This is a genomic window from Sulfitobacter sp. 1A12056, from assembly GCF_043558125.1.
Taxonomy (GTDB): domain Bacteria; phylum Pseudomonadota; class Alphaproteobacteria; order Rhodobacterales; family Rhodobacteraceae; genus Sulfitobacter; species Sulfitobacter faviae.
In genome coordinates, this window is sequence record NZ_JBIFFY010000009.1 from 111,147 (window position 1) to 133,491 (window position 22,345).

General features: G+C 59.2%; 17 protein-coding genes and 3 pseudogenes. 9 read left to right on the forward strand and 11 right to left on the reverse strand.

What is annotated here, in order from left to right; genetic code table 11:
- The first annotated feature begins 355 nt into the window (after positions 1-355).
- A complete protein-coding gene (locus ACGYLD_RS15615) occupies positions 356-2,335 on the forward strand; it encodes a TonB-dependent receptor domain-containing protein (protein WP_394403142.1) in 1,980 nt (659 codons plus the stop codon).
- 84 nt (positions 2,336-2,419) lie between these two features.
- Here ACGYLD_RS15615 and ACGYLD_RS15620 read toward each other — a convergent pair whose 3' ends face one another.
- Positions 2,420-2,707, reverse strand: a complete 288-nt coding sequence (locus tag ACGYLD_RS15620) for a DUF2218 domain-containing protein (protein ID WP_271691913.1) — start codon at positions 2,705-2,707, stop codon at positions 2,420-2,422.
- Positions 2,708-2,811: 104 nt separating this feature from the next.
- On the opposite strand from ACGYLD_RS15620, the gene ACGYLD_RS15625 reads away from it, so the two are divergent.
- Genes ACGYLD_RS15625 through ACGYLD_RS15640 form a run of 4 tightly spaced genes read left to right on the forward strand, consistent with a single transcriptional unit; the run spans position 2,812 to position 6,337 of the window.
- Positions 2,812-3,702 carry a siderophore ABC transporter substrate-binding protein gene (locus ACGYLD_RS15625; RefSeq protein ID WP_394403144.1) on the forward strand — a complete coding sequence of 297 codons (891 nt, stop codon included), beginning with the start codon at positions 2,812-2,814 and terminating at the stop codon, positions 3,700-3,702.
- Positions 3,703-3,706: 4 nt separating this feature from the next.
- Positions 3,707-4,654 carry an ABC transporter permease gene (locus tag ACGYLD_RS15630; RefSeq protein WP_394403146.1) on the forward strand — a complete coding sequence of 316 codons (948 nt, stop codon included), beginning with the start codon at positions 3,707-3,709 and terminating at the stop codon, positions 4,652-4,654.
- Positions 4,644-5,588 carry an iron chelate uptake ABC transporter family permease subunit gene (locus ACGYLD_RS15635; protein ID WP_271691918.1) on the forward strand — a complete coding sequence of 315 codons (945 nt, stop codon included), beginning with the start codon at positions 4,644-4,646 and terminating at the stop codon, positions 5,586-5,588. Before ACGYLD_RS15630 ends, ACGYLD_RS15635 begins: the two co-directional genes overlap by 11 nt.
- A complete protein-coding gene (locus tag ACGYLD_RS15640) occupies positions 5,585-6,337 on the forward strand; it encodes an ABC transporter ATP-binding protein (RefSeq protein ID WP_271691919.1) in 753 nt (250 codons plus the stop codon). The genes ACGYLD_RS15635 and ACGYLD_RS15640 overlap by 4 nt, the downstream gene beginning before the upstream one ends.
- Before the next feature lie 339 nt (positions 6,338-6,676).
- On the opposite strand, the gene ACGYLD_RS15645 is transcribed toward ACGYLD_RS15640, so the two are convergent.
- Entirely contained in the window at positions 6,677-7,003 is a 327-nt protein-coding gene (locus ACGYLD_RS15645; RefSeq protein ID WP_394403148.1) for a hypothetical protein, read from the reverse strand.
- A 24-nt stretch (positions 7,004-7,027) separates the two neighbouring features.
- On the opposite strand from ACGYLD_RS15645, the pseudogene ACGYLD_RS15650 reads away from it, so the two are divergent.
- A pseudogene (locus ACGYLD_RS15650) lies at positions 7,028-8,200 on the forward strand (IS3 family transposase).
- Here the strand turns inward: ACGYLD_RS15650 and ACGYLD_RS15655 are convergent.
- Positions 8,150-9,373, reverse strand: a complete 1,224-nt coding sequence (locus tag ACGYLD_RS15655) for an IS256 family transposase (RefSeq protein WP_394403150.1) — start codon at positions 9,371-9,373, stop codon at positions 8,150-8,152. The pseudogene ACGYLD_RS15650 and the gene ACGYLD_RS15655 sit on opposite strands and share 51 nt — an antisense overlap.
- 159 nt (positions 9,374-9,532) lie before the next feature.
- Between ACGYLD_RS15655 and ACGYLD_RS15660 the strand changes: the two are divergent.
- Positions 9,533-10,731: pseudogene (locus ACGYLD_RS15660) on the forward strand (IS1182 family transposase); the annotation flags it as partial.
- Positions 10,732-10,965: 234 nt separating this feature from the next.
- Here ACGYLD_RS15660 and ACGYLD_RS15665 read toward each other — a convergent pair.
- The 8 genes from ACGYLD_RS15665 to ACGYLD_RS15700 form a co-directional block, all read right to left on the reverse strand.
- On the reverse strand, positions 10,966-11,733 hold the full coding sequence (locus tag ACGYLD_RS15665) for a DUF2243 domain-containing protein (protein ID WP_394403152.1): 768 nt from the start codon (positions 11,731-11,733) through the stop codon (positions 10,966-10,968).
- 340 nt (positions 11,734-12,073) lie between these two features.
- A complete protein-coding gene (locus ACGYLD_RS15670) occupies positions 12,074-12,517 on the reverse strand; it encodes a DUF2383 domain-containing protein (protein WP_394403154.1) in 444 nt (147 codons plus the stop codon).
- Between the two features lie 19 nt (positions 12,518-12,536).
- Positions 12,537-13,364, reverse strand: coding sequence for a manganese catalase family protein (locus tag ACGYLD_RS15675; RefSeq protein WP_028288197.1), 828 nt, complete (start codon positions 13,362-13,364; stop codon positions 12,537-12,539).
- Positions 13,365-13,602: 238 nt separating this feature from the next.
- On the reverse strand, positions 13,603-14,718 hold the full coding sequence (locus ACGYLD_RS15680) for an MFS transporter (protein ID WP_394403156.1): 1,116 nt from the start codon (positions 14,716-14,718) through the stop codon (positions 13,603-13,605).
- Positions 14,719-14,998: 280 nt separating this feature from the next.
- Positions 14,999-15,631 carry a tyrosine-type recombinase/integrase gene (locus ACGYLD_RS15685; protein WP_394403158.1) on the reverse strand — a complete coding sequence of 211 codons (633 nt, stop codon included), beginning with the start codon at positions 15,629-15,631 and terminating at the stop codon, positions 14,999-15,001.
- 317 nt (positions 15,632-15,948) lie between these two features.
- On the reverse strand, positions 15,949-16,272 hold the full coding sequence (locus ACGYLD_RS15690) for an RcnB family protein (RefSeq protein WP_394403160.1): 324 nt from the start codon (positions 16,270-16,272) through the stop codon (positions 15,949-15,951).
- A gap of 219 nt (positions 16,273-16,491) precedes the next feature.
- A complete protein-coding gene (locus ACGYLD_RS15695) occupies positions 16,492-19,581 on the reverse strand; it encodes an efflux RND transporter permease subunit (protein WP_394403162.1) in 3,090 nt (1,029 codons plus the stop codon).
- Positions 19,578-20,675 carry an efflux RND transporter periplasmic adaptor subunit gene (locus tag ACGYLD_RS15700; RefSeq protein WP_394403163.1) on the reverse strand — a complete coding sequence of 366 codons (1,098 nt, stop codon included), beginning with the start codon at positions 20,673-20,675 and terminating at the stop codon, positions 19,578-19,580. The genes ACGYLD_RS15695 and ACGYLD_RS15700 overlap by 4 nt, the downstream gene beginning before the upstream one ends.
- A gap of 738 nt (positions 20,676-21,413) precedes the next feature.
- Here ACGYLD_RS15700 and ACGYLD_RS15705 point away from each other — a divergent pair.
- Positions 21,414-21,899 (forward strand): annotated as a pseudogene (locus ACGYLD_RS15705) (cytochrome b); the annotation flags it as partial.
- Positions 21,900-21,927: 28 nt separating this feature from the next.
- Positions 21,928-22,275 carry a hypothetical protein gene (locus ACGYLD_RS15710; RefSeq protein ID WP_394403170.1) on the forward strand — a complete coding sequence of 116 codons (348 nt, stop codon included), beginning with the start codon at positions 21,928-21,930 and terminating at the stop codon, positions 22,273-22,275.
- The last annotated feature ends 70 nt before the right edge of the window (positions 22,276-22,345 follow it).

The window sequence follows — 22,345 nt, forward strand, 5'->3', positions numbered from 1 at the left end:
GGCCTGAGAATGCAAAAGATTTGTGACAGAGGCGGAAAATGCCGTTTGTTTTGGCAGGGTTGCTTTGGGCGGCTTTGACCATGGGTCGGGTGGCTGACGAAGCCGCCTGCGCTTTTTGGGCCTACGGGGGCAAGCCCCCTTCGCAGTCATAGCCGCCCGCTCTTCCCCACTTTCTATGGGGGATACGTGGCCCCGGCCGCGTCCGGCATTCTCTCAAATTTACCCAAAAGACACAGGTCATCCCACGCTCAAACCAAGCCTCTTGAGATTCCCGACAGTTTCTATAAGGAATCGCCGCAAAGCCGTCTGAGGGGTCATTTTCTGGTTCCGGGCATTTTGAGTAAGGGGAACTTTAATGAAGCCGACACATGCATTTGCTTGCCTCGCCGCGGGGATGATTCCCGCCGCAGGCCATGCGCAGAGCAATAACGACGAAGCATTCTTGGGCACCATCGTCCTTGAGATGCCAGCCGTTCCGGGGATGGAAGACGATGACATCTCCATCTCCAGCGAAGGGCTGGCGCTGAGCAATCCTGCGGACCTGTCCGAACTTTTCGTGGCCGAGCCGACCATCGCGGTGGGCAGTTCGATCCCGATGTCGCAGAAGGTCTATGTGAACGGGATCGAGGAGAACAACCTCGCCATTTCCATCGACGGCGCGCGGCAGAACAACAAGGTGTTCCACCACAACACCACCACGCTGATCGACCCCGCCCTGCTGAAAGCCGCCCGCGTCGACCCCGGCGTGGCCCCCGCCGATGCGGGCCCCGGCGCCTTGGGCGGCGCGCTGGCGTATGAGACCAAGGACGCGAGCGATCTGCTGGCCCCGGGCGAGAGCTTTGGCGGGCGCTACAAGCTGGAATACGACAGCAACGGCGACATCTTCTCGAACAGCCTGTCGGTCTATGGCCGTGAAGGCGGGTTTGAATACCTCGGCTTTGCAAAAGTCGCCGAAGGCGGGCTGCGCGAAGATGGCAATGGGGACGAGATCATCGGCTCGGGCACTGACCTGCTTAGCGGGCTGGGCAAACTGGCCTATGAGGCGCAAAGCGGCGACCGGGTTGAGTTGTCTTACGAACGGGTGGTCGACGATGAAATCCGGCCCTACCGGGCGAACCTCGGTGCCATCGTCGGGGGTCGCCCGCTTCCCGCGGACCGCCCCTATGATCTGGAGCGCACCAACATCGTCCTGAGCTACAGCGACACCACGCCCACGGCGATGTGGAACCCCACCGCACGGCTGGCCTATAGCGGGACCAAACTGGTCAACGACGAGTCCGAGCTTTCGACCAATTCGATCACCAGCGGTGAGACGGTGAGCCTGAGCGGCGAATTCTCAAACCGTTTCGCACTGAGCTGGGGTGAGTTGAACGCAGGTCTCGACTTCTACTCCGATGAGGCCGATCTGGACTATCTCGCCCTCTCCTCCGGCGCGCGTGAGGCGGCGACGGAGAAGCTCAGCAATATTGGTCTTTTCGCCCAAGCGCGGATGGAGCCCAGCAGCAATACGCGTCTGTCCTTCGGCGCGCGGGCCGATTTTCAGGATTTCGAGGGCACCGACGGCTCCTCGCAGTCTGAATCGGGCCTCTCGGGCAATATCTCGGGCGAATATGACCTCTCGGACGATCTGACGATCAGCGCGGGCTATTCCCACGTCTGGGGCGGTCTGGAACTGGCCGAGAACTACATCCTAAACCCCGCGTGGGACTATGGTTCCGGCATCGAGGAAGTCACTGCCGACAACCTCTACCTCGCCGCGAATTACACCATGGGCGCATGGGTCGTCGACGGTAAGCTTTTCGCCACCAACATCGACAACGCCCGCGCCGCCAGCTATCGCGGTGGCCCGGCCTTCACGGCGGATGTGCAATCGCGCGGCTTTGAACTGGGTCTTGGCACCGCATGGGAAGATGGTTTCTTCCGCGCTGGCTTTGCCCGCATCGACACCGAGATCAATGGCCGCTCTGCCGACTCCTACTATGGCAACTACCTGACCATGCCGATGGGCGATTTCCTGACCTTCCAAGTGGCGCATCGTTTGAACAACGGGGTTCTCTTGGGTGGCGATGTGCAGGTGGCCTTCGACTTTGACGACACCTATGACGCCGCCACAGGCGGCAGCGGGCCGGAGTTAGACGGCTACACGATCGCCAATGTCTTTGCCGAATACACGCCCAAGCGGATGGACAACCTGACCCTGCGCGCCGAGGTGAACAACCTCTTTGATGAGCAATACAGCAGCCGCGCAACCTATGGCCAAGAGTTCGTGGGCGAAGTGGAGCCGCTGACCGAGCCCGGCCGCTCCATCCGCCTCAGCGCCGAGATCGTCTTCTGATCAAAGGCTAGGCTTGGTCGGACCCCGGTTCGGCCTTTTACCCGGCGCCCATTACGGCGCCGGGATTTTCTGTGAAGGGGCGGCCTATTCGACCGTCCAAACCATGTTCTTCTCTGCTTCCCGGAAGGCGAAAGTTTCAAGATGCCGGTCAATGACACTATGCAGCGCAGGCACCATCTCGGGATCGTCGAGCGTCGCCGTGACGGTGAGGCCCTTGCTGTCCGCCGTCATATAGGCCGTGCCCATCTCGAAAGCGGCCCAGCCCTTTTCACTGTCGTAAGATGTCTCGATCTTATGGCCGAAATGTTTGCACAGCTGCTGCAAGTATTTCGAGCCGTTCTCGGTTTGGTAAAATCCTGTTGTCGTCGGCATGGCGCTCTCTCCGGATGCATTTTCTGCCTTAGTCCTAAGCCGGACCTTTGGAATGGTAAACACCGGCCCGGCTTCCCCTCCCCCCTGATGAAAGAGTTACCGCTATGATCAAACCCCTTGCCTTCTTGGCCCTGCTTCTCGCCACGCCCACGCTGGCCGAGACCGTGACGGTCGACACCGCCCGCGGCCCTGCCGAAGCGCCGCTTACCCCCGCCACGGTGGCGGTCTACGATCTGGCGGCCTTCGACAGCCTCACCGCGCTTGGCGTTGCACCGCAGGGTTTGGTGCGCCCGGTCTATCTGTCCTATCTGGAAGAGGCGGCAGAAGGGACCGAGGTCATCGGCTCCCTTTTCGAGCCGGATTACGAGGCGCTTTTTGCCCTGAACCCCGACCTGATCATCGCCGGGGGCCGCAGTTCCGAACAGGTGCCGGAACTGGCGCGGATCGCACCGACGCTGGACATGACCATTTGGCAAGACACCATTGGCGAAGGGCTGGCCCGGCTGGAAGCCTATGGCAAGATCTTTGACAAAGAGGATGAAGCCGCAGCCCTGACGAGCGCCTTTCAAGACAAGCTCGCCCAGACCAAAGAGGCTCTGGCGCACAAAGGCCGCGCGCTGATCGTGATGACCAATGGCCCCAAGATCAGCGCCTATGGCATCGGCGGTCGCTTTGGCTGGCTGCACGAGGCGCTTGGCCTGCCCGAAGCGGTCGAGGGTGTCGAGATGGCCAACCACGGTGAGGCGATCAGCTTTGAATTCATCCGCGAGGCCAACCCCGACATCCTACTGGTGATCGACCGGATGGCGGCCATCGGTCAGGAAAGCGAAGGCGCGCGTGCGACGCTCGACAACGCATTGGTGCATGAGACGACTGCATGGAAAACCGGCCAAGTCGTGCATCTGAGCGCCGCGCCAATCTACATCGCAGGCGGCGGCATCCAGTCGATGACCCGCACGCTGGATGAGATCAACGCCGCTCTGACGGAGCAGTAAACCCGTGGCGCTTGCCCTTGCCTGCCTCCTCGTGATCCTGTCGGTCGCCTCGCTTTTCGTCGGGGTGATCGACCTGTCTTGGGCGGCGCTTTGGTCTGATCCGGCGGCCTTGGAGCTGCTGGTGGTCAGCCGCGCGCCACGCACCATCGCCGTGGTGATCTCGGGCGGGACCTTGGCGGTGAGCGGGGCCATCATGCAGATGCTGGTGCGCAACCGGTTCGTCGAACCGATGACCGCGGGCACGGGCCAGGGTGCGGCGCTTGGCATTCTTTTGGTCACCCTCTTCGCGCCGGGGGCCTCCATCTTCGTCAAGATGGTTCTCGCCTCCCTCACCGCCCTTGCGGCGGGCGCGGGGTTTTTGGCCATCGTGCAGCGCCTGCCCCCAACCCAGCCCCTGCTGGTGGCGCTGGTGGGGCTGATCTACGGCGGCATCCTTGGGGCGGCAGTCACCTTCATCGCCTATCAGGCGGACCTGCTGCAATATGTCGAGATCTGGATGAACGGTGAGTTCTCCGGCGTGTTGCAGGGCCGGTATGAGTTGCTTTGGCTGGTGGCGCTGGTGGCGGCGCTGACCTACCTCGCCGCCGATCAATTCGCGATCATCGGCATGGGCCGCACGGCCAGCATCAACCTTGGCCTGAACTACGGGCAGACGATGGTGCTGGGGCTGCTGGCCATTTCCATCGTCACCGCCCTAACCGTGGTAACGGTGGGGCTGATCCCCTTTGTCGGGCTGGTCGTGCCCAATATCGTGGCCCGGCTCGCAGGCGACAATCTGCGGCGGAGCCTGCCGCTCACCGCGATGACCGGCGCGGGCCTCGTGCTGCTGTGCGACATCCTCGGGCGGCTGATCCGCTATCCTTATGAGATCCCCGTGGGCACGGTATTCGGCGTGGTGGGCGCCCTGCTGTTCCTGTGGTTGCTGCATGGGCCGAAACGCCATGTATCCTAAGCGTCTTTGGTGGCTTCTGGCACTGCTGGGCCTTTGCATCGCGCTCTATCTCGGGCTCGGCGCGCGGGGGAACTGGGGCTTTGTCCTATCGTTTCGCGCCAATAAACTGATCGCCCTGCTGCTGGTCGCCGTCTCGGTCTCGACCGCCACGGTGCTGTTCCAGACCATCACCCGCAATCACATTCTGACGCCTTCGGTCATGGGGTTCGATGCGCTTTATCTGCTGACGCTGACGGTGCTGATCTTCGTGCTCGGCGGCCAGACCTTTACCCAACTGCCCGAAATTGCGCAGTTTCTGATGAACAGCCTCCTGCTGATGGGGGCCGCACTGGCGCTTTTCGGCACGCTCTTGCGCCGCGGCGGGCATGATCTGTTTCGCATGATCCTGACGGGCATCATCTTTGCCGGGCTGTTCCGGTCGGTCTCAAGCTTTCTGCAACGGGTTATCGACCCCAATGAATTCATGGTCGTGCAGGCCAACGCCTTTGCCCGTTTTGGCCGGGTCGATACCCCGCTGCTCACCCTCGCCGCACTCTTGACCGGCGGCGCGCTGATCGCCGCTTGGCGGATGCGCCACCAGCTCGACGTGCTGTCGCTGGGCGATGAAAGCGCCGTCAACCTCGGCGAAGACCCGAAGCGCGGCATGTTTCAAGTGCTGGTCCTCGTGTCGATCCTCGTCTCGGTCTCGACCGCGCTGGTGGGGCCGATGGCCTTTCTCGGCCTCTTGGTGGTCAGCGTGGCGCGCCAGATCACCCCGGTGATGTTTCATAGCGTCATGCTGCCCTCGGCGGGACTGGTATCGGCCATCACGCTGGTCGGCGGGCAGATGGTGCTGGAGCGCGCCCTGCGCTCTTCGACCCCGCTTGTCGTCATCGTCGATGTGCTTGGCGGCCTTGTCTTTCTAATCCTGCTGCTGCGGAGGAAACCCAGATGATCACCATCCGTGACCTGAACCACGACCGGGACGGCAAGCCGACCCTGCGCGAGATCGATCTGACCTTGCAGAGCGGCGGGATCACGGCGCTGATCGGCCCCAACGGCGCGGGGAAATCGACGCTTCTGTCGCTGATCGCCCGGCTGATCCCGCTTCAGCACGGACAGATCATGGTCGATGACCTGCAAATCGGCGCCTGCGCGAACGACGCATTGGCCCGACGCTTGGCCATTCTGCCCCAAACCAGCGATGCGGCCCCCCTGCTGACGGTTCGCGAGTTGGTGAGCTTTGGCCGCTACCCCTACCACAAGGGCCGCCCGAGCGCGGAAGACCGCGAAAAGGTAGAGGCGGCACTGGCGACCTTCGACCTTGCCCCCCTCGCCGAGCGCCGCCTCGACACGCTTTCAGGCGGTCAACGCCAGCGCGCGCAGGTGGCCATGACCTTTGCGCAGGAGACCGATTATATCCTGCTCGACGAGCCGCTTAACAACCTCGACATCGCGGCCTCGCGCGGCTTGATGCACACATTACAAGACCTCGCCCGCACCCATGGCCGGACCATCGTGATCGTGCTGCACGATATCAACTACGCCGCCGCCTATGCCGATCAGATCGTGGCGATGAAGGACGGACGGATCACGCATCACGGCGCAGCGCGGGAGGTCGTGACGGATGCGATGCTTTCGGAGGTTTATGGGACTTCGGCCCGGGTGCATCGTATTGGGGAGAAGGTTGTGGTGGCCGTTTGAGGGGGGGTGTATAGGGCGATTGGCCAAGGTCGCATCCCATTTTTGCGCTACAGGAGAAGAGCGTTCTATCCCCTCCTGAGAACGAGAAAAGCCGCCTATTGAGGCGGCTTTATCTAATTGATCTCTATGAGATATTGGCTCCGGCGGTAGGGGGCTCACCGCATCGGCCAATGCCTTTGATTTTATTGGACAATTGATGTGCGACTGCACGCTGATCCTTACCCGACTCCGGGATGTGCCCTGAAATGTGACGCACATCGTGCCTCAATTCAAGTACCTTAGTTAAGTGGCGATCAGTTCACGCCAGCCGGACATCGCCGCGCGCCGTGCCTCACCGATCTAAGTGTTCATCTGGTATGCATGCATTGTCAGCCAGTCATTTCGTAAGAGTGCTCGAGCACTCTTTTGCATAGTTGCGATCAATGCGGCAGCAACCGATGAATGCGCGCCAGATACATCGACCGTCGAAACAAATAGGCGATCCGTCCCCGTAGGCGATGCGATGTCGTATGGCTTGCAGACTGGTTCGCTTGGCAGACCTTGGTGATGGGGGTAGAGCAGCATTACCCGATTGCAGTCGTAGAGCTGGCTATAGGCCATCAATTGATACACATCGGACTGGCTCACTGGACCTGTCGCGGTTTGATGCCGCTCCTTTGATAGCATTTACTGCACCAAAGGAGACTGACTATGGGACTGAAACGGACGGACGAATTCCGCCAAGATGCGGTGCGTATCGCACTGACGAGTGGGCTGACGCGCAAGCAGGTGGCTGACGATCTGGGTGTTGGCATGTCGACGCTTAACAAATGGATCACCGCGCACCGAGGCACAGACGTGGTGCCGAAAGAGGATTTGAGCCTCGCCCAAGAGAATGAGCGACTTCGGCGCGAGAACCGTCTTCTCAAGGAGGAGAGGGAAATCCTAAAGTAAGGAGGATCAGGAAAGGCCCCAGTGGGGCGTTTCCCCGACGAACGCCACCCAGTTCTTTGCGGGCCTAAAGCAATGAGATTTAGGTTTGTCGAGGAACACCGGAGCCACTTCCCCGTGAACCGCTTGTGTCACGTTGTCGGTGTCAGTTCGCGCGGTTTGCGAGCATTCCGAAGCCGTCCTGCCAGCCGCAGACAGCGGTCTGATCTGGTCACCTTGGCGCACATCAAAGAACAATCCCGTCTCAGCCTGGGCAGCTATGGCAGGCCGCGCATGACAGAAGAACTGAAGGAGATCGGCCTGAATGTCGGTCACCGCCGTGTGGGTCGTTTGATGCGCCAGAACGGCATATCCGTGGTGCGAACCCGTAAACACAAGGTGACGACAGACAGTGATCACAAGTTCAATATTGCGCCAAACCTGCTGGACCGGGATTTTATGGCTGACCAACCGAACCAGAAATGGGCCGGTGACATCAGCTATGTCTGGACGCGTGAGGGATGGCTGTATTTGGCTGTCATCCTCGACCTGCATTCAAGGCGCGTGATCGGCTGGGCGGTCAGCAACCGTATGAAACGAGACTTGGCAATACGGGCTTTGAAGATGGCAATTGCGTTCAGGGCACCGCCCAAGGGCTGCATCCACCATACGGATCGCGGGTCGCAATATTGTTCGCACGACTACCAGAAACTTCTGCGCCAGCACGGCTTCAAGGTGTCGATGTCTGGCAAGGGCAATTGTTACGACAATGCTGCCGTCGAGACATTCTTCAAAACCATCAAAGCTGAACTCATTTGGCGCAGGTCATGGGAAACACGGCGGCAAGCTGAGATGGCGATCTTTGAATACATCAACGGCTCCTACAACCCACGGCGACGCCACTCAGCACTGGGCTGGAAAAGCCCCGTCGCCTTCGAACGGAAAGTGGCTTAAACGAGCACTTGGGGCGGCACGAAAGCGGGACGGGTCCATCATGTATCGCGCACGCTGCACAGTCCATTCTTCGGTCTGCTCCATGAGGATGGCGCCGACGAGGCGACGTATGGCAGCCTCATTTGGAAAGATCCCGACGACGTCTGTCCTGCGCTTGATCTCCCCGTTCAAACGTTCAATCGGATTCGTCGAATGCAACTTCGTCCGATGCTGTTGGGGAAAGGTCATGTAGGCGAGCACGTCTTCCTCGGCATCATCCATCAGCCCAGAGAGCCTGGGCAGCTTGGACCGCATCTGGTCGGCGACGTTGCGCCATTGGGTTTTCGCCGTCGCATGGTCCGGCTGCGCGAAGGCAGTGGCGATAAAGGCAGAGACGACGCGTCGGCTGCTCTTGCCCGCATGTGCAAGAGCGTTCCTCTGGAAATGCACCCGACAACGCTGCCAGCTCGTGTTCAGGACGCGTGCGACTGAGGCCTTGATGCCTTCATGGGCATCCCTGATGACCAGCTTCACACCACATAGCCCGCGCCGCACCAGATCGCGCAGAAATTCTGTCCAGAAGGTTTCGGCCTCGGACGGGCCAATGGACATGCCCAGCACCTCTCTGCGGCCGTCTGTATTGACGCCAACGGCGATGGTGACGGCAACGGAGACGATACGCCCGCCCTGGCGGACCTTGAGATAAGTCGCATCGATCCAGAGGTAGGGCCATTCGCCGTCAATTGGACGGGTAAGGAAGGCATCGACCCGCTCGTCGATCTCCTCGCACAGGCGGCTAACCTGGCTCTTCGAGATGCCGGTCCCACCCATCGCCTGGACGAGATCGTCCATAGAACGGGTTGAGACGCCATGGACATAAGCTTCTTGAATAACCGCGCTCAACGCCTTCTCTGTCGCCCGCCGCGGCTCCAGGAAAGAAGGAAAATAGCTGCCGGTGCGCAGCTTCGGAATCCGCAGTTCCGCGTTCCCGGCTCGCGTCTGCCAATCGCGTTCGCGGTAGCCGTTTCTCTGCGCCTTCCGCTCCGACGTCTTCTGATGATAGTCGGCCCCGGTTTTTGCGCCGACCTCCAGTTCCATCAGCCTTTCGGCGGCAAAACCGATCATATCTCGAAGAAGATCGGCATCCGCGCTCTTCTCGACAAGCTCTTTCAGGTCCATCATAGGTTTGGTCATCGGGGTCTTCCTTCGGTTCAGGTTGATGTTCGCAACCCGACCTTACCGAAAATTCACCGATGACCACCGCGCCTTTGATGACGTCCTACGGCGCCTCATGAAGGGCGCGGACGCCACCAAAAGCGCTACCAGAAGTTACACCTCTCCCTGGGACATGACCGCATGCTTTTGGTGGGCTATTGCTTTGGCATCCGATCCGAACGACGGCTCTGCGAAGAGGTGCATTTGAACCTTGCCTATCGCTGGTTCTGTCGGCTCGATCTGAACGACCGTATTCCTGACCATTCGACCTTCTCAAAGAACCGTCATGGCCGTTTTCGAGAGAGTGAGTTGCTACGCCATCTGTTCGAGACGACCGTAGCCCGCTGTATCGAAGAAGGCCTCGCCAGCGGGCAGCGCATGGCAGTGGACGCCAGCCTAATCGAAGCAGACCTCAACAAGCAGAACTCGACACCGAAGGAAGATTGGGACGCGGCAAGTATCGATTCAGCGGATGCGCCTCGTGCCGTTCGCGAGTATCTCGACACACTCGATGAGGCGGCATTCGGTGCGGCCAGCGAGGTACAGCCGAAGTTGCCTCACATTCCGACCCCGCCAGCCAATGGACTGCGGCGCGTAAGGGGCCGGCATTCTTCAGTTATTCCGACAATTATCTGATCGACACGGACCACGGTGTCATCTTGGATGTGGAACCCACACGTTCCATCCGGCAAGCTGAGGTTGGATCGACGCAAACGATGCTAACACGGGTGAAAGACAAGTTCGGCTTAGTCCCTGACTGGATGATCGCCGATACCGCCTATGGTTCAGGCCCGATGCTCGGCTGGCTCGTAGATCGCGACATCGCCCCCTACATCCCGGTAATCGATAAGGCCGCACGCCCCGACGGCACTTGGACACGCATGGACTTCGAATGGAATGCTGGGAATGACCATTACATCTGCCCCGAGGGGCATGCGCTCAAGCAGTTCCGCCGGAATTATTCCGATCCAAACCGGGGGCCGACCGGCAAGGGCACAGCCCGTTATCGTGCCTTGAAAGAAGTCTGCCAGGTCTGTCCGTCCAAGCAAAAATGCTGCCCCAACGCTGATGCGCGCAAGATTACTCGTGAAGAGCACGAAGATGCCCGCCAAGTCGCTCGGGATCTGGCCAAGACCGAAGAATACGAGATCGCGATGAAGCTCAGAAAGAAGGTTGAGATGCTCTTCGCGCACCTTAAGCGGATTCTCGGACTGGGGCGCCTGCGATTACGTGGCCCATGCGGCGCAAATGACGAATTCCTACTCTCCGCCACCGCCCAAAACCTCCGCAAGCTGGCCAAGATCTTTCCTGCACCGCAGCAAACCCGCAAAGCCTGACCAGAAAGGCGCTCGCGCTGAATTTCGAGCAGCTATTTCTGCGATCGCAAACGTTAGTTTTTCCACAAAATCGGCGGGAAGCTGCCGTTCGCTGCAAAATACCCCGACGGCGGCTTCGACAGTGGATCACCTGAGATCGCATTGTAGAGGTTGGCACCAGCGCGTCCTTTCCGATCAGGAAATGAAGCGTATCAAATTTTCCGGCATTTTATCGCGTAAAGGACTGACAGTTGATTAGGCATTTGCCGTGCTCCAGTTGAAACACCCGGCGGGGACCCCGGTTCCCCCCACAAGAAGAGCGCCACGCTGGTATAAGCTCCACCGCTGCACCGTCGGCATATCGACTACAACAACGCTCATATCCGGGGTGGACCAAACTACGCGCGCTTGAACTGCACTTAGGGCCTCTTCCACGTGGTCTGGCGTCGCGCCTTTGCGGAACACCACCGTGGTAAAGGGGGCGTCTGCGGGCGGTTGCAAAGCCCAACCACCGCTGCCAACGCCCAATAGCGTTAACCCCACCAATGTCACGGTGGTATGGCGCAGAGCGGAGCCACCGTCGCCTTTGCGGTAGAAAAGATACCATCCTACTAATGCCGGAATGAGGCCGAAAACGAGAAACCAGCCAACATCCCATGCCAGGGGCATCTGGCTGTCGATCTTGATCCGGTGAATGCCGAGCAACCAATGGGAGAGCACCCCGTCGAGCATATGCCAAATTCCGAATCCAGCCATCAAGGCACCTAAAAGCGATCGTCTGCTAATTTCCTCTTGGCGCAGCCGTACCCGCCATAAGCCCCATAGCCCCAATAAGGCAAAGACATACATAAGAAGGTGGAAGTATCCGTCCCAGAGCACCTGCGTGCGCAGATCAGTTACGGCGGGGATCAGACTTAACAGGTGATGCCATTGCAGGATTTGGTGCAGCAGAATTCCATCAAAGAAGCCGCCAAACGCGATTCCCAGAAGCAAAGCATATTTAGGCCACGGCCTTCTGAACATGTTTCGATCCTTTTAGAAACCGAACTTTGACGGGCCTCCAATAGTTCCATGCGTATATGGTTCCCTCATGCTATGCAGCGGAGAAGCAGCCGTTTGGTGAGCTTTTGACACAAGGTGGATTACATCATTTAGCATAAACCCGTTCGCGCAAACCGGATCATCTAAATCCCAAGAAGACCCTTGCTTCCCATTATAAAAATTGCTCGAGCCATATCATGAAGCGTTGGCTACAAAAGTCGTTCCGTCTCTAAGGTAATTTAAATTTATTGAACCGGTCGCAGTGTCGCACCCGCCATCTAAGAGGGCGGCGCATCTCGCGCGCCGCCCTTTATATTCAAGTTCAGCCTTGGGCCGTTTCCATCCACGCGCGGTGACGTCGTTCATCGGCAAGCCCTTTCTCCATAAGGGGCCGCAATTCCGCACCTGTGATATCGTTGTCGAGCGCCCGTTGATAGGCGGCAACGGTATCGTCTTCGTTTGTCTTCATCGCTTTCAGAATGGCATTGTCCCCAGCGAGGTCCGCCAAAGCGACTTTCCCGGTGGTGAGCCACTGTTTCATGTCACCTTCCATAGGCTTATCGATACCCATGGTGTCGGCAATGCGACCAAGCTCCTGAACGTGTTCCTCATGATCACGCCGGAAGGTTTCGATTTGCTGGCGGTATTCTGCACTTTCGAGCCGTTCGATGGTGCTGTCATAGGCCGCGATGGCGTCATGCTCCAGAATGAGGAGGTTTTTGATCAGATCGACGGCAGTGGTTTCGGTTCCAACTGTGGTTGGCATGATAAGTCTCCTTTATCGGTTACTTCTGCTGTTCGGTTTGCGTGCCGGAATGGGGGCGAGCTTTGCCAAGGCTGGGCTTTTGGCCCAGCGGATCGGGTTTGTCGCGTTTTGAGAATTCACTACGGCCGTCCAACGACGGGCCCGAGGTCCAGCGCCCTTCGGGTGTAGGCTCATCCAGCGATGTGTTGAGGAAGTAGTAGGAATGCTCGGTCGCCTCATGCTCTTGCGGCGTGCTATTGGGGATCGGCATGGCCGCTTCCCAGCCGCCCAATTCTTCAATGACGGCGAGCCATTGTTGCTGGTGCATCGTGTCGCGGGCGATGAGGAATGACAGCATGTCCTTCATGCCCGTGTCGTCGGTCATATTGTAAAGGCGCGATGCCAAGACACGACCACCGCTTTCGGCTGTGACATTCGCCATCATATCTGCCGCAAGGTTGCCCGTGGCATAGACATGGCTCATGTCAAAGGGCACGCCGTTCGAATTCACCGGCATGGCCGAGAGGCCAGAGGAAAGGATATGACGGGGATTGGCACCGCCCATAATGGCGTTGACGACAGGGTCTTTCGCCGCTTCCTCCTGTACGGTCAGCGGGGCACCTTCCAAATTGAGAGCCACGGCATGGCCGAGAAATTCGATATGGGATAGCTCTTCCGTTGCCGTCATCATGAGCATGTCGCGATACTTATCGTCGCCCCGCGCGCCCATTGCCTGAAAGAAATACTGCATGGCAACACGAATTTCGCCCTCGACCCCGCCAATTGCCTGCTGGAGGAATTTAGCAAATTGAGGATCGGGCTTATCGACACGGACATTGTATTGCAGTTTGCTGGAATGGTGGAACATTACGCTCTCCTAATAATACGAAAAACATCGTCGGGTTAGCAGAAGAAAAACGGCGTCAGTCCACAGAGGTTCCAGCTTTTGTAAAGTTGAGCGATAGGATGCCGAACCGCGGGAAAAACGCGCTATTTGCATGCACCTTAAGGAGCGCTCTATTTCGATGAGTGGAAGAGGTAGTGTTTAGTTGAAAAGCGCGCTGGCAAACCACCGCTCCTCATGTCTCTTCCAGACCTAAGATAGCCTATGCCACTGGGCGCTCCGAGACTAACCTGTCACGAAGAGCTACAGCCGCGATTGCCGGGATGAGAGCAGCGCCATAAAGCATCGCCTCCGGGCCGACCCCTTCAGACACCACACCGGCCACGCCCGGGCCGAGTACGCTGCCTGCAGCCATAAACAGGACCGTCGCGGCAAAGCTCATCGAAGGAAGAGAAGGGAAAAGCCGTTCGGACCAGAAGGCCAAGACGGCGCTGGTCATCATCACGTTGATCCCCTGCAAACCTGCTGAGGTGATCAGCCCGCTCCAGCTACCAGCAAGCCATACGGCCAATACCAGCGATCCGGCGGAGATAGCCAAAAGCCCGCGTAGAAGCCATATGAGGCCCGCTAAATCCCGCACCCGTCCGGTCAGCAATCCGGCCAGCCCGAATACCCCATATGCGATAAAGACGAGCGCCGGTATCGCGCCTTTCGGCATGCCGGGCACACCTTTTTGCGCAAAATGATCTGCTGCGAAAGAGATATAGATTGCGGAGGTGATCCCAAAAATAAAGGCGACGGCAAAAAGCGGAACTGCTTCTCGCCGCATGAAGTCACGCCAAGAGGGAGCTGGTCCAACCTGCTGGCCCTTCTCGACTTGCCGTAGCGCGGCCCAGTTGCCGATAAGGGCCAGTGCGCTTGCCCCGGCGAACATCCCCCAACAAACCCCCCAATTAAACCCGATCAAGACCATAGCCAATGCAACTGCCCCTGCCGCAGCGATCCCCAGACTGGTCCCGGTGCTGATCCTCGATAGTACGGTAGGGCGGTCCACCTCTCCCACCTTGCGATGCACGGCGTCGTTAAATGGCGTCCACGCTAATCCGGCGCTCGACGCCGCGACTAAGACACCTGTGGCGAGCACAGGGATATTTGGTGCAAGCGCCACAATGCCCAGCCCTATCGTTGCCGCGATAAGCCCGCTCAGGACAGGGAACTCCGGCCCCCTTCGGTTCAGCAAGAACTGTGCAATCAGCAGGCCGACAAAGAAACCCGCAAAGCCAATACTTGAGACCAGGGCCCACCATCGACTGAGACATCGAAAAGACTGATTTGAACTCTGGCACGAATAGCCCGAACCCCATGCGGGCGGGGCCAATGCTGATAGCTGTAGCCGCGAAACCGGCTGCGGATAGAGTCTGGAAATACGTCATGCTCGGGCCCTCTATTCTCAGAGTTAATGCCGCGTGCAGTTCTCGGGTTCCGAATGGAGTTAGTAAGATTTGGTGGCCCTTTTAAAGTTTTTCTCAGTGCCTAACTGACTTTCGAAACTGAAGGGTCTACGCGGCTTTCCTAATGACCGCTTTGGGTCCTACTACTCTCTACGATTCAGGTTACGAATGTCCGTTTAGGGCCGTCTGTGGCGACGGCCCAGCCGTTTAGATTTCGATAGCTTCGGCGATCACAAGCGTATCTTCAAGCTCGACGCCGAGGTACCTGACAGTGCTGTCCATCTTGGTGTGACCCAACAGCAGCTGGCCCGCCCGCAGGTTGCCTGTCTTCTTGTAGATCTGCGTGACCTTCGTTCGCCGCATCGAGTGCGTTCCATAGGCGCTTGCCTCCAGACCAATGGATGTCACCCAGTCACGCACAATTCGCGCATACTGGCGGGTCGAGATGTGAAGCCGTTCGTGAAAACGCCCAGGCCAGAGGTGTTCGGATCCGACCATCAGCGGCTCCCGCATCGATCTTGCCAGCGATGCACGGGTGCCTTCGGAGCTTTCAAAGCGCACAGATTTCTGGGTCTTGCTCTGAAGAACCGACGCGCGTTCTTTGATTTGGCCTGAGGCCATGACATTTACCACCTTCATCTTGACCAGATCGCAGCCGCGCAGCTTGCTGTCGATGGCAAGATTGAAGAGGGCCAGATCACGATGGTTTTCAGCCAGTTCCAGCCGCACTCTGATCGCCCAGACATGTTTGGGTTTGAGAGGCCGTTTCTGGCAGACGATCCGGCCTTTGTTCCAGACCGGACGTAGTGCGCGGATGGCGGGTAAGTTTGATGTTTCCATGATGGATCCTCCGATCCACCACGCCCTCCCACATCGACAACCCAACGTTGACAAGACATCAAATCACATGATGCTGCGCTGCCTCCGAGGTCCGCAGTGAGCCCAAACTGACCGCGTCTGGGTTGCGTAGGTTTGCACTCGCAGCACGGGCGAGGCCAACGCGACCGGCCCTTACCGGGCCTCCAGTTGTTTACCAAACTTTGCACGATCGCGTTCCAAAGCAGTCATTCCCGCATCATGAAGCAAATCTCCGATCGTTTGTCTGAAGGACAGGTAACGCTACTCACCTTCGCATCAGCGGATATATCGACTGCGACTCACTCGATTAGGGCCTTAACCAAAAGCGTTGCTGCTGCCGCAAGATAAATGCTTTCGCCGTCGGCGACGTAGATTTCGTTGCGACCGGGGCGCGGAAGGCCGCGAGCGCGCCAATTTTTGACCACGACGACCTCCTGTTTTCTGAACCGGTGGCCGGCTGCATGCCGATGCCGTTGCCGTTTTACGATTTTCACGTTAGCGCCGTGCTTATAGACACTGTGATTGACAACTGTTCTGTCTGCCACTGCGGCGCCCGGCAGGACAGCAGTTGTAGCCATTGCCAAGACGAGAACAGGTGCGCATCGTTTCATCCGGTTCTGCATTTGGTCGCTCCTAATTTCTATCTGGCTATTTAACGTTTGCTGCGCCTGTTTCTATCGCTGCAACCGAGAGATTGTTTGCCATCACCCGCATAGTGGCGCGTGGTCTATGTCGCCCCCGTCTCTGATGGGGGCAGGGATGCAAATGCGATCGGTGTCTCCATCGCGGCCGGGCACTTAGGCGTGCGATCTGGAAACGCTGCAACTACTGGCACCGTCCCACTACACCCCCGCGGTCGCCTCCATCTCTGTTTCCAATCTCTGCGCCGCCCCTCCCGGTGTTGCTCCCCAGACGGCGATCCAGCGGTAGAAGATCGGTGTCAGGAACAGCGTGAACACCGTGGCGAAGCCCAAACCGCCAACGATGACCCAGCCGACGGCGATGCGTGCCTCGGCCCCTGCCCCGGAGGTCAGGATCAACGGCAGGCCGCCAAAGACCGTTGAAACCATCGTCATCATCACCGGCCGGATGCGCAGCCGCAGCGCGCTTCGGATGGCGCTGTCGATGCCCTCCCCTGCCTCGCGCAGCTGGTTGGCGAACTCGACGATCAGGATACCGTTCTTGGCCATGACCCCGATCAGCATCACAAGGCCGATCTGGCTGTAATAGTTCAGCGACCCGCCCGTCATGGAGATCGCCAGCAAAGCAGCGGCGAGCCCGAAGGGCACCGTCATCATGATGACGACCGCGCTGGCGAAGCTTTCGAACTGGGCGGCCAGCACCAGCAGAACCACGATCAACGCCACGCCGAAGACCATGTAGATACCGCCTTGTGAATCGTCGAGCGTCGCGGCCTCTCCGGTGAAGGTGATGCCCATCCCATCGGGCAGCACCTCTTGGGAAAGGGCCAGCACGCGGGCCATCGCCGTCGAGAGGTCAACGCCTTCGCCTAGGTTCGCCTGTAAGGAAACAGCCAACGCGCCGCCCAAACGCTCGATCTGCGCGTCGCTCACCACCATGTCGAGCGAGGCGACCGAGGACAGCGGCACATAGGCGCCACTGTCGAGCCGGATCGACATCGAAGCGATGTCCGACGGATCGTTGATCGGCGGCCCACCCGGGACGACATTCACGTCCACTTCGACGTCATCCGAAAAGACGCTGACCGCCACATCGCCCTGCACCATGGCACTTACGAGGGAGGAAACGTCAGAACCGCTGAGCCCCATATCGCCCGCCGCGCTGTCGTCCACCGTCACCTCCAACTGAGCGTTGACGCTGTTGTTGGACAGTTGCGGGTTCAGGAACGTGTCATCCTGCGCCATCGCTGCGACGAGGCTGTCGGCAGCCTCGGTCATATTCGCAAGGTTCGTTCCGGTCACGGCAAAGCTCAGCCCGCCGCCCGCGCCGCGGATGTTCAGACTATTGGTCGACCGCGCGCTGACCTGCACACCGGGGACCGAGGCCAGCTTGCCACTGATCTGGCCAATCAACTCTTGCTGGGTAAAGTCGCGCTCTACCCAATCCGGCAGGCGAACGACGATAAAAGCACTGGTGCCGCCGCCGACGCCGATAATGCTTTGCACCGTCTCGATCTGCCCGCTCTCCCGATAGGGGGCGAGGATGTCTTCGACCAACGCGACTTGCGTATCAAGGTAGTCGATCGTCGTATCCGACGCGCCACGCGCCTGTACGAGGAAGAACCCCCTGTCCTCTTCCGGTGTGACGGTGGACGGTAGGGTCATCGCGGCCCCCATGGCGATCATGGCAAAGCCGATGGCGATTGACAGAACCAGCAGCGGCGTGCGGATGGCGAAATCCATCACCCGGTCAAAGCTGCGCGCCAAGACGCCCGGCGCGGCGGTTTCCGCGCTGGCCAAAGTCTTGCCGGGATCCAGCAAGGCCGAGAGGACTGGCGCGAGAGTTAGCGCGGTGATCGACGACAGGGTAACGGCAAAGGCCAGCACAAAGCCGAATTCGGAAAAGACCCCGCCCGCCTGCCCCGGCAGAAAGGAAATCGGGATGAATACAGCAGCAAGCGTCGCGGTGGTCGAGATCACGGCGAAGAACACCTCATTCGTGCCGGACGCCGCGGCGGCGAAAGCTCCCATGCCGGACTTGCGTTTGCGGACGATGTTTTCGACCACCACGATGGCGTCATCCACGACCATCCCCGTCGCCAACACCAGCGCCAAAAGGCTGATCGTATTGACGGAAAACCCCGTCAGCCAGATCGCTGCCAGCGTCCCGATCAAGGCCACGGGGATCGTGACGGCGGGGATCAATGTCGCCCGAGGGGAGCGCAGAAACAGAAAGATCACGACCACCACGATGCCGGTGGCCATGAGAATGGATTTGACGACCTCGTTGATTGACCCTTCGATGAAGATACCGTCGTTTGACGTGATCAACAGTTGCACGCCCTCAGGCATTTGCCTCTGCAATTCCTCAACAGCGGCAGTCACATCGCGCGAGATTTCCAACGTGTTGCCAACCGATTGCCGTGTGATGTCGAGGCCGATGGCCGTCTCCCCGTTCACGCGGGTGTAGACGCTGGTGTCTTCCGGGATCAGTTGGACAAAGGCGACGTCGGCCACCTGCGTCGTATCGTTGATCGGCAGTTGGTTAATGGTGTCGACGGTGACATCCTTGCTGCCGACCCGGAGCGAGAGGGTCTGCGTTTCGCTGGAAAGCGAGCCCAGTGCGGTATCGTCGCGAAGCTGCGCAAGTGCGGTGGAGACATCGAAAATGGTCAAGCCACGGCTCAGCAAAGATGGCATGTTCACCGCCACGCGGAACTCATTGGCGCGTTCCCCGCGCAGGGTCACTTCGGCAATGCCGTCGATTAGGGAAAGCCGTTCATAGACGACCCCCTCGCCCAGTTGGGTCAAGGTGTCGAGGCTGGCATCGCCGAGCAGCGCAAGACGGATGATCGCATCCGCGTTGCTGTCGCTTTTGCTGACGCTGGGGTCTTCGATATCGTCGGGCAAGGACCGCAAGGCCCCCGATACGATCTCGCGCGCCTCATTGGCGGCGACGTTCACATCGGTGCCATCCGAAAGGTCGATGGTGATCCGGCTCGACCCCATGCTCGAAGTGGATTCGATATAGGACATACCATCAAGCGCGCTCAGCGCGTCTTCGAGGACTTGGGTCACTTCGGTGTCGACCGTGCTGGGCACCGCACCTTCGTAGTCGGTCCTGACAGAAATGACGGGCCGGTCAACATCCGGCATTTCGCGGATATCGACGCTGGTAAAGGCTGCCAATCCGGCGATGATGATCAGCAGGTTCAACACGATCCCGAAAATGGGCCGCGCCACGAAGACATCCGCGAAACCGGCCTTATGCGCCTTTTTCTCAAAGCTCATGCGTCCGGTCCCCCGCGCGCGCCAGCGGCGGTGACCTGCGCGCCTTCACGCAGTTTCGCGGCACCTTCGGCCACGATCTGCGCGCCTATGGGCGCTTCGGTTTCGACCCAGACCCGATCCCCCTCGCGGTAGCGGATGGTCACGGGAACACGGGCCGTACTGCCCTCCTCCGCGACCCAAATGCCCGCGCCGGTGCGGTCCCATGTGATGGCGGTCGCGGGCACGACAGGGAGCGGGTCAGTCTGTTCGGTCATGCGGATGGCGAAGGTCATCCCGGCAAGCAGCAGCCCGTCGGGGTTTTCGATCTCCGCTTTCACCGTGGCACTGCGGGTCACGCTGTCGAGACGGCTGTCGAAAGCGGTAACTTTCCCCTCGAAAATACGCCCCGCATAGGCGGGTGTCGAAACGAGGACCGGCTTTCCTTCGGCCAGCAGGCCAATGGAGCGTTCCGGCACTTCGAATGTGGCCAGCAGGCTTGTGGTGTCGTCGATGGTCACAATGGCTTGCCCGCTTGATACACGGTCGCCCACGCTGACATCGCTCAGCCCCAAACGGCCCGAGATCGGCGCCTCGATCGTGCGATCATCCAGCCCGACTTGCGCAAGCCCCACATTAGCCTCAGCCAGACGCAACGCGACCCGCGCCTCGGAGAGTGTTACGTCGGTCACTACCGCGCTGCCATTTCGGCGCAGTTCCTCATAGCGGGTGACAGTGTCCTGCGCCTGATCGCGATTGGCCTCGGCAATCTCGAGCGCCAGCCTTTCCGAACGGTCCTCCAGCTTCAGAAGGACATCGCCCTTTTGCACCATCTTATTGGCCTCAAGTGCGGTTTCGACCACCTCACCGGCATCGGTCGCGGTCACTTCTGTCTGGCGAAGTGACACGGCGCTGCCGACGGTGCGCAGGATCAGCGTGTATGCGCGGGCCTCAAGTGGCGCGAGAACGACCGTGGTCGCCCGCCCCTGCCCGCCGCGGCTCCGACCAGATCGGGCCTCTCTGGGCCCCTCGGCTCTCTCTTTCACACTGCCCCCCCAAAGCTGCGCAACCTCATCGGGCACGCCGAATGCAATGCCATAGGCGCCTGCGATGATCATGAGAGAGAGGGCGACGTAATATAATTTCTTCAAATTCTTCATGGCTCCTGAAGGGCGCGGTAGAAAAGGGAGAGGGTGTCATTCGCCTTTGCCACCTGCGCATTTTGACAAAGCAGCCCCACCGAACGGGAGGGCTGCTCTACGCTATGGACAGTTGGGGTCGGTGCGAAATTTAGTGATAAAGAGAGACCCTGCGATGCTTGTGCTTCTTCTGATACGAAGAACGGAGAATATTCCGTCGCTCAAACATTATTGTTCGGGTCAAAAAGTGGGGGTGTCTGATACCTGCGGAAATTTGATCCAGATCATTGAGATGAAGGACGCGCCGCAAAACTGACTTCACGAAGGGGACACTCGCGTTGCCGCGCCGAACGGCAACTCCGTCTGCGTAGACCACCACCATGTGATGCGCAGCTAATGACCGCTCCGAGCCCAAACCGGACACTCACATCCCCTTTCGACGCCACAGCACGGCTTCACCAGATCGGCCATTCGTTAATTCCGCGACGCCGCGCGAGAAAAACCTATCGTCAAGATTACGCTGCGCTCCCGCAAACACCCATACATTGCATGGATAGTTAAGCCGAAAGACGTGCGCATGCGGGCACCTGCCCTCCGAGTTGCGCCTCGCTAAACCGTGGCTTTTCCATCTGCGCACAGAGGTTGTGTGAAAACAACGGAATGTGCTGGCGGCGAAGTCTTGATATCGGAAACCCCGTCAAGACATGCGAGGGTCCGATGATATCAAACACAACCGCCAGCTACGGGCGCGTCGCCCGTTTTTTCCATTGGAGCATCGCGCTCCTGGTGCTGTCAGACATAGCACTTGGATTGATCGGGAAGTTCACGCCGCGTAGTGGCGATACCGTGGTCTTCCTTCGGCTGTTATATTCGTCCCATAAGACGATCGGTATGACGATCTTGGCTTTGGCAGTGTTGCGGGTCGGCTGGGCGATCTTGCAACCGCGCCCTGTGCCGCTTCACCCCGAACGCCGACTTGAAACCTTCGCCGCGGACACGGCGCATTGGGTGCTCTACGCCGCCATCTTCGTGCTCCCACTTTCCGGCTGGGTGATCCATTCGGCCGAAGTGGGATTTGCGCCAATCTGGTGGCCCTCCTCCCAAAGCTTGCCGTTTATTCCAGAATCGGAGCGCCTTGCCGGTGCGGCAGCCAATGTTCACTGGATTGCGGGTATCGTTTTGGCAACGATGGTCGCGGCGCATATTGGGGGCGCAATTAAACACGCGCTAATTGACCGCGATGGCACCTTGGCCCGCATGTGCCGCAATAGGGATATGGACATTTGCAATCGGCGGCGCCCTGACCGTGTTTGCCCCCGCCCACAACGTGGAAGGCGCGTCCCAATTGCCTGCCCAGCAGACCGAAGGCTGGGTCGTGCAGGAAGGCAGCCTGTCGATCACGATCACGAAGATGGGGGCCAAGGTCACTGGCGGCTTTGCCAATTGGCAGGCCGAGATCGAATATGATGAAGTAACCCGAACAGGCACTGTTAAGACGGTGATCAATACGAGCTCCCTTACACTTGGGTCCGTGACGGACCAGGCGAAAGGCCCCGAGTTCTTCGATGTCGCCGGGTAATCCCCCCATTTTTATGGGGGCTCGATCGTAGAACTTACGCAGCCATTCTCAATTTCTGGGCGGGGGTCAT